4 protein-coding genes are annotated in these 11167 nt (G+C 69.2%); 3 read left to right on the forward strand and 1 reads right to left on the reverse strand.

Annotation, left to right across the window (positions count from 1 at the left end; translation table 11 throughout):
* The 3 genes from folP (at position 1) to JTN19_RS14470 (ending at position 10582) form a co-directional block, all read left to right on the forward strand.
* Positions 1 to 1005: a dihydropteroate synthase gene (folP, locus tag JTN19_RS14460; RefSeq protein ID WP_206934052.1), complete on the forward strand. Its 1005-nt coding sequence runs from the start codon at positions 1 to 3 to the stop codon at positions 1003 to 1005.
* Positions 1002 to 1466, forward strand: coding sequence for a TspO/MBR family protein (locus JTN19_RS14465; RefSeq protein ID WP_206934054.1), 465 nt, complete (start codon positions 1002 to 1004; stop codon positions 1464 to 1466). The genes folP and JTN19_RS14465 overlap by 4 nt, the downstream gene beginning before the upstream one ends.
* Before the next feature lie 275 nt (positions 1467 to 1741).
* Positions 1742 to 10582, forward strand: a complete 8841-nt coding sequence (locus JTN19_RS14470; RefSeq protein ID WP_242531151.1) for a GH36-type glycosyl hydrolase domain-containing protein — start codon at positions 1742 to 1744, stop codon at positions 10580 to 10582.
* Positions 10583 to 10828: 246 nt separating this feature from the next.
* Here the strand turns inward: JTN19_RS14470 and JTN19_RS14475 are convergent.
* A partial coding sequence (locus JTN19_RS14475) for a transposase (protein ID WP_206934056.1) occupies positions 10829 to 11167 on the reverse strand: 339 nt, incomplete at its 5' end.

Consider the following 11167-nt stretch of genomic DNA (forward strand, 5'->3'; position numbering starts at 1 on the left):
TTGACGCTGATCGAGCCGCACGGCCTGCTTGACGGGCCGGCGGCGCAGGAGGCGATCCGTAAGGGGCTCGCCCTGCCATTGCAGGGCGGGCCCTTTGCCTTCATGGGGCTGCGCGACCATGCCGGCGCGCCCCTGCCGCTTGCCGCCGCGCCCGCCGCGCTGACCACGCCGCCGCCCGCCTTCGCCGGCATTGCGCGCCACGGCTTCCGGCCGTTGGTCATGGGCATCGTCAACTGCACGCCGGACAGTTTCTCGGGCGATGGACGTGCGGCCCATGAGGCCGCCATCGCCCATGGCCACGCGCTGCGCGCCGAGGGCGCGGACATCCTGGATGTGGGTGGCGAAAGCACCCGCCCCGGCGCCGCCCCCGTCCTGCCCGAGGAGGAGCAGGCGCGCATCCTGCCCGTCATCGCGGCGCTGGCCCTGGGGGGCCCTGTCAGCGTGGACACCCGCCACGCCGCCACGATGCGCGCAGCGCTTGCCGCGGGGGCCGGCATCGTGAACGATGTCAGCGCGCTGGCGCATGATCCGGAGAGCCTCGCCACCGTCGCCGCCGCCGGCTGCCCGGTCGTGCTGATGCACATGCGGACCCTCGATCCGCGCACCATGCAGCAGGGCGTCGCCTACACGGATGCCCCGCGCGAGGTGGCGGGGCACCTTGCCCGCCGCGTCGCCGCCTGCGAGGAAGCAGGCATTCCCCGCGCGCGCATCGCGGTGGACCCCGGCATCGGCTTCGGCAAGCGGGTGCAGGACAACCTGGACCTTGTGGCGCGGCTGCCGCTGCTGGCGGGGCTGGGCTGCACGATCCTGGTGGGGGCATCGCGAAAGGGCTTCATCGGGCGTATCACGGGCGTGGCCGAGCCTTCGCGTCGGGTTGCGGGAAGTGTCGCCCTGGCCCTGGAGGCGGCGCGGCGCGGGGCCCATATCCTGCGGGTGCATGATGTGGGCGCCACCGTCGAGGCGCTGAAAATCCAGGAGGCCGTGACCATGGGCTGGACGGAATGAGCGATTGGCTTCCTCTGCTGGGCTTCTTCGCCGCCTGCTTCGCCACTGCGGCGTCGGGCGCCATATTCACGCCCGGCGCCTGGTATGACGGGTTGCGCAAGCCCTGGTGGCGCCCGCCCAACTGGCTCTTCGGGCCGGCCTGGGGTGTGCTGTTCTGCTGCATCGCGGTCGCGGGCTGGCTGGTCTGGCGCGAGGTGGGCTTTGGGTTGGCGCTGGCGGTCTATGGCATCCAGCTCGTTCTGAACTTCGCCTGGTCCTGGCTGTTCTTCGGGTTGCGCCGTCCGGACCTCGCCTTCTGGGAGCTTTGTGCCCTGTGGGTGAGCATCGCCGCCTGTATCGCCCTCTTCGCGCCCGTCAGCGCCGCCGCTGCCTGGCTCTTCGTGCCCTACCTGGCCTGGGTGAGCTTCGCGGGTGTGCTAAACCTGACCATGTGGCGGCTGAACGGCCCACGCCCGGCCTGAGCGCGACGGCGCGGGTCGCAAGGACGGCGGCGTGACCAGCCCCGGGTGAGAGAAGCTGGCGAAGCTCCGGGCTCGGAAACGTCACCTGCGCCCGGAGCGCGACATTCTGGCAAAGGCGGCGGCCTGCTTCGTAGGGAGGGAGGACCGCCCGCGGGTCTTCGAGCTCATGAGCGCGCACCAGGCCTGACATCCCACCGCCACCATGGCCGGCGCCCGCGTCCTCGGCGTCCCGGTGTCCGGCCACTAGGTATGACGCGGCCGTCCAGCTTCGGCCCATGCCGCGACCGACGCGGCCCTGTTGCCGCAGGATCCACACGATCCACGCCGCTTTTTCGCAAGGCACCTCCGGCGAGCCACGCGTGGAGGCCGAGCGCGCGGCCATCGCCCGCAAGCGGGTCAACTGCAGCCGCGTGGACAAGCCGACAGCCGCCACGAGTGCGGTTTGTCCGCGCGACCTGACGTTCTTCAAACGAGAAGGTCAACACACGCTTCGCCGAAATGTTTCGATCGTGCAACTCAGCCATGCCGACCGAGTTACCCTCTGGAACATTGGTGATTGGAGCAACCCGCTCATGCTCCGCGAATGGATGATGCCCGCCTCAGCGTCTGTCTGGGATGACGGTAACCCAGTGCGAGCGGAAACTTTCGGTATTGAACGCCTAGAAGCGCATGGACGAAGCCTGGCGGCCACACAGGCCATAACGAAACTTACCGGCCGCTACGACCCGCTTGGCAAGCGTCTGGCCGAAAACGCCATCCAGTTACTTGAATGTTATAAGGTCATTGCAAAAGCAGTTGACCAGGGCTCCTACATAACCCCGGCGGCTGAGTGGCTGATTGATAACTTTCACCTCGTCGAACGACAGATCCGTGAGGTGCAGCTTCATCTGCCACCGACGTTCTACCGTAAGCTGCCGAAGCTCGCCAACGGCCCTTTCTCAGGCTACCCTCGCATCTTCGGCGTGGCGTGGGGTTACGTCGCCCATACCGACAGCAGCTTCAAGACTGCCGGGTTCACCCGCTACCTCAATGCTTACCAAGGCGTGCAGCCCCTCACCATCGGCGAGTTGTGGGCCAGTTCCCTCACGCTGCGTATCGTACTGATCGAGAACCTGCGGCGACTGGCCGAGCGGATGCTCGCCAAGCGGCGCGCCGAACGGGAAGCCGATCGCATCGCCGACCGGCTACTCGGTTTGCACGGACAGCCTGGTGAGCCATCGTCCACCGCATTGGCGGAGGTCGGGGCTGGACCGCTTCCGGAGGCCTTCGCCGTGCAGTTGCTGCATCGGCTGCGCGATCAGGACCCCTCGGTCATGCCCGCCCTGGCTTGGCTGGATGCGCGCCTGCAAGGGCAGGGCCTGAACCCCGAGACGATGGTGCAGGACATGCACCGGACCGAAGGCGCCGCGAACGTCACCGTGCGCAACATCATCACCAGCATGCGCCTGATCGCCGACGTGAACTGGAACGACATGTTCGAGAGCGTCAGCCTCGTCGACAAGATCCTGGCGGACGGCACCGCCTTCGCCAGCATGGACTTTGCCACGCGAAACCTCTACCGCGGCGCCATCGAGGAACTGTCCGCGCGATGCACCAGCAGTGAGCTGGACGTGGCGCGCCACGCCCTGGCCGCGGCGCGGCGCTCGCCCGACGATCCGCGCAAATCCGATCCCGGCTATCACCTGCTGGCCGGCGGCCGTCGTGAGTTCGAGATCACCCTGGGCTTTCGCCCGCCTCTGCACGCCCGCCTCGCACGCCTCGGCCGTGCCCTGGGCATTGGCGGATATGCCACCGTCGTGGCGTTCACGACGGTCCTGCTGCTCACGCTTGCGCTGCTCGCGATGGCGGCGACGGGGCTGGGATGGGCTTGGCTGCTGGTCCTCGCCGCGCTTGGTGCCATCCCGGCCCTGGACCTGGCCGTATCCCTGGTCAATCGTGCCGTCACGACCGGCTTCGGCGCGCGACTTCTCCCGGGGCTGGAACTGCTGGATGGCGTGCCGTCCGGGCTTCGGACCATGGTCGTGGTGCCGACCTTGCTGACATCCAGCTCCGCCATCGCCGAACTGGTCGAGCGGCTGGAGGTGCATTACCTGGCCAGCGCTGCGGGCTGCGTCCACTTCGCGCTGCTGACCGATTGGACGGATGCGCCGGGCGAGCACGCGGCCGATGACGAGACCCTGCTCGCGACCGCCGCGGCGGGCATCGCGGAGCTGAACCGCCGTGTCGGTCCCGGCCCCGATGGCGACCGCTTCTTCCTGCTGCATCGCCGTCGCGTCTGGAACGCCGGCGAGGCCTGCTGGATGGGCTGGGAACGCAAGCGCGGCAAGCTGCATGAGCTGAACAGGCTGCTGCGCGGCGCGCGCGACACCACTTTCATCGCCCCCGCCGGCGCCCTGCCGCGCCTGCCTTCAGGCGTGCGCTATGTCATCACGCTCGACGCCGATACGAGGCTACCGCGCGACACGGTGGCCCGGCTGGTCGGAAAGATGGCCCATCCCCTCAATGCCCCGCGCATGGATGCCGCGCGCGGCCGGGTGGTCGAAGGCTACGCCGTGCTGCAACCGCGCGTCACGCCGTCCCAGCCTATCGGCAGCGAGGGGTCGGTGTTTCAGCGCATCTTCTCGAGCCTCGGCGGCATAGATCCCTACGCGCTGGTGGTGTCCGACGTCTACCAGGACCTGTTCGGCGAGGGATCCTACAGCGGCAAGGGCATCTATGACGTCGATGCCTTCGAGGCATCGCTGTCGGGGCGGATTCCCGATTCCACCATGCTGAGCCACGACCTGTTCGAGGGCGTGTACGCCCGGTCGGGTCTCGCTTCCGATGTCGAGCTCGTCGAGGAGTTTCCCTCGCGATACGATGTGGGCGCGCAGCGCCATCACCGATGGGCGCGCGGCGACTGGCAGCTGCTCCCCTGGATCCTGGGTCGCCAGCTGCCCGCCCTCGCGGGCGACCGTTTCGCCATGCCGGCGATCGGCCGCTGGAAGATGATCGACAACCTTCGCCGCTCGCTCTCCGCGCCGCTGGCGGTTGTGGCGCTGCTGGTCGGCTGGATGCTCCCGCTCCCGGCCGCCGCGATGGTCTGGACCATCTTCATCCTCGCGACGATCTGCCTGCCTACGCTGGTGCCGGTCGTCGCCGCCATCGCGCCGTGGCGAAGCGGCGTGACCCTCGCCAGCCACGGCCGTGCCCTGGCGCGCGACCTGGGGACCGCGCTCGCCCTGTCGGGCCTGCTGGTCACCTTCCTTGCGCATCAGGCCTGGCTCATGGGCGATGCGATCCTGCGCACTCTCTGGCGGCTCCTCGCCTCGCGCCGGCACCTGTTGCAGTGGGTTCCGGCGGCGGAGGCCGCACGCCGCCGCAAGCCCGGCCTGGGCGGTCTGCTCCGCATGATGAGCGGCGGGGTGTTCATCGGTGCGGTGGCCGGCCTCGTCGCGCTTCTGTCGCAGCACTGGCTCCTGGCTGGCGGCTTCGCCCTGCTCTGGTGTGCGTCACCCGCGGTGGCGCGCTGGGCGAGTTCCGCACCGCGCACGGCGGCTCGGCTTGCGATCTCGCCATCCGAACGCGATGCGCTGCGCCTGACGGCCCGGCGGACATGGCGGTTCTTCGAGGCATTCGTGACCGAGGCTGACCACATGCTGCCGCCGGACAATTTCCAGGAAGACCCGGCTCCGGTGTTGGCGCGGCGCACCTCCCCGACGAATATCGGCCTCTACCTTCTCTCCGTCGTCAGCGCACGCGATTTCGGCTGGATCGGCAGCGTCGAGGGGGCCGAGCGACTGGAGGCGACGTTGGCCACCATGGCGCGGATGGAGCGCTGCCGCGGCCATTTCTTCAACTGGTATGATACAGGCACGCTGCGCCCACTGGCGCCCCGGTATATCTCCTCCGTGGATAGCGGCAATCTCGCCGGGCATCTCATCGCGCTCGCGAATGCCTGCAAGGAGTTCGCAAAGGCGCCGCCGCCCTCCCCGAGAGGGATCATGGATGCGATCGATCTCGCGCGGGAGGAAGCCGCGCGGCTGAACGATGGCTACCAGACCCAGACAACCACCTGGCAGGAGCTCGATGCCGCGCTGCTGGCACTCGGGGCAGCGGCAACCGCACCGGCAAGCCCGGACCATGCCGCGGCCATCGTCCAGGCGGACACGGTCCTCGACATCGCCCGGGCCCTGGCGTTCGAACGGGGCAACGGCGCGGGCGACGACCTGCTGTTCTGGGCACAAGCATGCCGCACGGCGATCCGCAGCCACCGCCGCGACCATGAACTGGACGAGGCGGCGCGGGCCGCGCTCGCCATGCGACTTGACGCCGTCGCGGAGGCCGCACGCGGCATGGCGATGGCGATGGAGTTCGGCTTCCTGCTCGACCCCGAGCGCACGCTGCTGTCGATCGGCTACCTGGTTCCGGAGGGCGTCCTGGATTCGAGCTGCTACGACCTGCTCGCCTCCGAGGCACGGCTGGCCAGCTTCTTCGCCATCGCCAAGGGCGATGTGCCGGCGCGGCACTGGTTCCGGTTGGGCCGTGGCATGGTGCCCGTGGCCCACAGCGCGGCCCTGGTGTCGTGGTCCGGCTCGATGTTCGAATACCTGATGCCCTCGCTGGTGATGCGCGCGCCCGATGGCAGCCTGTTGGAGCAGACCAACCGCCTGGTGGTGCGCCGGCAGATCGAGTACGCGGCGGCGCTGCGCATCCCATGGGGGATTTCCGAATCCGCCTACAATGCGCGCGACCTGGAGCTGACCTATCAGTATTCGAATTTCGGCGTACCGAACCTCGGGCTGAAGCGCGGGCTGAGCGCAAACCAGGTCATCGCCCCCTACGCCACCGCGCTTGCCGCGATGATCGACCCCGCGGCGGCCTGCGCCAACCTCGCCGTGCTGGCACAGGGGGCCGCGCGCGGCCGCTTCGGCTTCTACGAGGCGGTGGACTATACGAGGACACGCTTGCCCAAGGGCGCGGGCAGCGCATTGGTCCGCGCCTACATGGCGCACCATCAGGGAATGACGATCGTGGCGCTGGCGACCGCCATGGATGGCGGCGCGATGCGACGGCGCTTCCATGCGGAGCCCATGGTGCAGGCCACCGAACTGCTTCTTCAGGAGCGCATGCCACGCGAGGTCGCGGTTGTCAGGCCATTTGCCGTGGAGGTGAAATCCGCCGACCGCCCCACGGCGCCGGATATCCTGGGCGCCCGTCATTTCACCTCGGCCCAGCAGGCCGTGCCGGCCACCCACCTGCTGTCGAATGGTCGCTTGTCCACCATGCTGACGGCCGCCGGGTCCGGCAGCACGCGGTGGGGAAACCTCGCCATCACGCGTTGGCGGGAGGATGCGACCTGCGACGATGCCGGGTTGTATGTCTACCTGCGCGACCTCGGCTCTGACGAGCTGTGGTCGGCGACAGCACAGCCCATGGGTGCGAAACCCGACCAATACGGCGTGACCTTCCACGAGGACCGCGCCGAATTCAGCCGTGCCGATGGCACGCTGACCACCACGCTCGAGGTGATCGTCTCCTCCGAGCATGATGCCGAGGTGCGGCGCGTCTCGGTGACGAATGCCGGCGCGACCCCCCGCGAGATCGAGGTCACGTCCTACGCTGAACTGGCCTTGGCCCGGCAGGCGGACGACATCGCGCACCCGGCATTCTCCAAGCTGTTCGTCGAGACGGAGTACCTTCCTGAACTCGGGGCGCTGCTGGCCACGCGGCGCAAGAGGGGGCCGGACGATCCCGGCATCTGGGCGGCGCATCTGAGCGTGGTGGAAGGCGAGGCGGACATCGTGCCTCAGTTCGAGACCGACCGCGCCCGCTTCCTTGGCCGCGGCCATGACGTGCACGGGCCGGCCGCGATGGGGCGCGGCCGGAGGCTGTCCGGCACCGTGGGCACCGTGCTGGACCCGATCTTCGCGCTGCGCCGGCGGATCCGCGTCGCGCCCGGCGCGGTCGTGCGCGTCGCCTTCTGGACGATGGCGGCGGCAACGCGCGAGGCGCTGCTCGACACCGTGGACAAGCAACGAGACGCCGGCGCCTTCGCGCGTGCCGCGACGCTGGCCTGGACGCAGGCGCAGGTGCAGATGCACCACCTGGGCATCCTCCCCGGGCATGCCGCGCTGTTCCAGCGCCTGGCCGGGCATCTGGTCCATGCCACGCAGGCCATGCGGGCGAGTTCGGAGGTGATCTGCCGCGGCGGGGGCGCGCAATCGGGGCTTTGGCCCATGGCCATCTCGGGCGATCTACCGATCCTGGTGCTGCGGATCGGCGAGACCGATCACCTGGGCGTGGCGCGGGAACTGCTCCGGGCCTTCGAGTATTGGCGTGCGAAGCAGCTTGCCGTGGACATCGTGTTCCTGAACGACCGGCATTCCTCCTATGTCCAGGACCTGCAGGACGCGCTGGAGGCTCTGGTGCGGCCCAGCCGCATGCAGCAGAGCGCCGACCCCAGGCTTGGCCGCATCCACGTCCTCCGGGCCGACCTCGTCTCGACCGAGGCCCGCGCGCAGCTGATGGCCGCGGCGCGGGTGGTCCTGCTGGCGCGGCGCGGCAGCCTTGCCGACCAGATAAACCGTGTCTCGACCTTCGCGAGGGCCGCCACCATGCCGTCGCCGCAGCCATCGCCAGCCGGCCCGGCAAGTCCCTCCCCGCCGCCGCTGCGGACGCGGACCGCGCCGGCGCTCGAACTGTTCAACGGGCTGGGGGGGTTCGACAAGGATGGCCGGGAATACGTGACCATCCTGGGTCCCGGCCAATCGACCCCTGCGCCCTGGATCAACGTCGTGGCCAACCCGGCCTTCGGCTTCCATGTGCCGACGGAGGGCGGCGGGTTCACCTGGGCGGTCAACAGCCGCGAGAACCAGGTGACGCCCTGGTCGAACGACCCCGTCGCCAATCGTCCGGGGGAGGCCTTCTATCTGCGCGACGAGGAGACGGGGGCGGTCTGGACCCCCACCGCGCTGCCCATCCGCGACGCGGGGCTCACCTATGTGGCGCGGCATGGCCAAGGCTACAGCCGCTTCGAGCATGAGGCGCAGGACATCCGCGCGGAGCTCGCGCAGTCCGTGCCGCTCGGCGACAGCCTCAAGATCTCGCGCCTCGTGCTGACCAATCTCTCTGGCCGCGTGCGGCAGTTAAGCGTGACGGCCTATGTCGAATGGGTGCTCGGCCCGTCTCGGTCGGCCACGCTGCCCTTCGTGACCACGGCGATCGATGCCGAGACCGGCGCCATGTTCGCGCGCAACCCGTGGAACATCCCCTTCGGTTCCCGCGTGGCCTTCCTGGACCTGGCAGGCGAGCAGACGGAGTGGACGGGCGATCGGCGGGAGTTCCTCGGTCGCAACGGCGCGCTGACGGCGCCGGCCGGAGTGCTTGGCGCGGCGCCTCTTTCCAAGACGGTGGGCGGCGGGCTCGATCCCTGCGGCGCCATGCGCCGACGGGTCACCTTGCCGGCGCACGGCAGGGTGGAAATCGTGTGTTTCCTGGGCCAGGCCGACGACGCCATCTCCGCGCGCGCGTTGGTCACGCGGTATCGCGCGGCGGACCTCGATGCCGTGGCCGCCGAGGTCGCGGCGCATTGGAACGACGTGCTCGGCCGCATCCAGGTTCGCACACCAGACCGGCCGATGGACATCATGCTGAATGGCTGGCTGCTCTACCAGGCGCTGGCCTGCCGCGTGTGGGCGCGGGCCGGGTTCTACCAGGCCAGCGGCGCCTATGGCTTCCGCGACCAGTTGCAGGACGGCATGGCGCTGGTCGCCTCCCGCCCCATGGAAACCCGCGCGCACCTGTTGCGCGCCGCATCGCGCCAGTTCCTGGAGGGCGACGTGCAGCACTGGTGGCTGCCGCATTCCGGCCAGGGCGTGCGCACGCGCATTTCCGACGATCGCGGCTGGCTGGCTTTGGCGGTGGACCACTACGTCACCGCCACCGGCGATGCCGGCGTCCTGGACGAGCAGGTGCCCTTCCTGGACGCAGCACCCCTCGTCCCTGGCGAGCATGAGCGCTTCTTCCAGCCGGAGACCTCACCCACCACCGCGACGCTGTTCGAGCATTGTGCCCGGGCGCTGGACGCCAGCATGCAGGCCGGCCGGCACGGCCTGCCGCTGATGGGCACGGGTGACTGGAACGACGGCATGAACCGCGTAGGCGAGAAGGGCGAGGGCGAGAGCGTATGGCTCGGCTGGATGCTGTACGGCGCCTTCACCGCCTTCCACCCCCGCGCGGCGCTGCGCGGCGAGGCGGGGCGCGCCACCACCTGGCAGGCTCACGCCGCCGCCCTGCGGTCCGCACTGGAACACAGGGCATGGGACGGCGACTGGTACCGGCGCGGCTTCTACGATGACGGCACGCCACTCGGCACGGCCTCGGCCGAGGAATGCCGCATCGATTCCATTGCCCAGTCCTGGGCGGTGCTGTCCGGTGCGGGCGACCCTGTGCGCGCCGCCCATGCAATGGCCTCGGCCGAGCGGGAACTGATCCGCCCGGCGGAGCGCCTGGCGCTGCTCTTCACCCCCCCTTTCGACAAGACCGCGCAGGACCCCGGCTACATCAAGGCCTATCCGCCTGGCGTGCGCGAGAATGGCGGCCAATACACCCATGCGGGGCTGTGGCTGGTGATGGCCTTCGCCGCGCTGGGTGAAGGCGGCAAGGCCGGGCGACTCTTCGCGATGCTGAACCCGATCAACCACGCGCGCACACGCTACGACGTGCTGCGCTACAAGGTGGAACCCTATGTCGTGGCGGCCGACATCAGCGCCAAGCCACCGCATGCGGGGCGTGGCGGCTGGAGCTGGTACACCGGTTCATCCGGTTGGATGCAGCGTGCCGGCATGGAGAGCATCATCGGCCTGCGCCTGCAGGCGGGGACGCTGCTGTTCGATCCCTGCATCCCGGCGGAGTGGCCGGGCTTCGAGGTGACGTTGCGGCATGGCGCGGCCAGCTACGAGATTCGCGTGGAGAACCCCGAAGGCTTCGAGCGTGGCATCGCTCAAGCCAGCCTCGATGGCGTGCCTCTCGGCAGCGGACCCTTGCGCCTGCACCTGGAAGATGATGGCGCCTACCACCTGGTGGCCGTGCGCCTGGGATCGCAGAAGCATCTGAAGCCCGAGGGGAGGTCGTGACCGCTTCAGTATTCCTGGAGCGTATGGGGTTCCGAGGGAGCGCGACCATGTCCGGCGCATCGCTCTGATCCCGGTGGCACGGTTCGGTTTCGGCAGGGGTGATGGTGCGGGCGGCGCCGCGCAGAGCCTGTGAATTCAGCCACGTCTCCCCCGGCGCGACTTTCCGTGACGGTACAGTGGCGTTGCGCCCCGCAACACCTCCTTGGCGTTCGCGACATAAGCTTCTCTAAGAGTCTGTCTCGAATCTCATGCGGAACGTGCGATACGGCGTAGCAGGATGATGACGGAGGCGGCGTAGAGGAAGGCGTTGGCGGAGGCGATGGTGGCCTCGAAGTCCTTGGCGAGACGTCGGTTGCGGCCGATCCAGGCAAAGAAGCGTTCGACCACCCAGCGGCGGGCATGAACGGCGAAGCCGACTTGATCCTTCGGCTTGCGCACGATCTCGACGCGGATCGCGGTGGCACGGGCGACGCGGTCCCCTGTGTAGCCGCTATCCATGAAGGCGAGTTGCACGAAGGGCCAGCGGCCGCGCGAGATGCGCATGAGTGGCGGCGCGCCGTCGCGGTCCTGGACGTTGGCGGGTGG

Source organism: Roseococcus thiosulfatophilus (assembly GCF_017311575.1).
Lineage (GTDB): Bacteria > Pseudomonadota > Alphaproteobacteria > Acetobacterales > Acetobacteraceae > Roseococcus > Roseococcus thiosulfatophilus.

Coding starts and splice junctions, on each gene's coding strand:
- JTN19_RS14465 (WP_206934054.1), top strand. CDS start 1,002: ATGAGCGATTGGCTTCCTCTGCTGGGCTTCTTCGCCGCCTGCTTCGCC.
- JTN19_RS14470 (WP_242531151.1), top strand. CDS start 1,742: ATGCCGCGACCGACGCGGCCCTGTTGCCGCAGGATCCACACGATCCAC.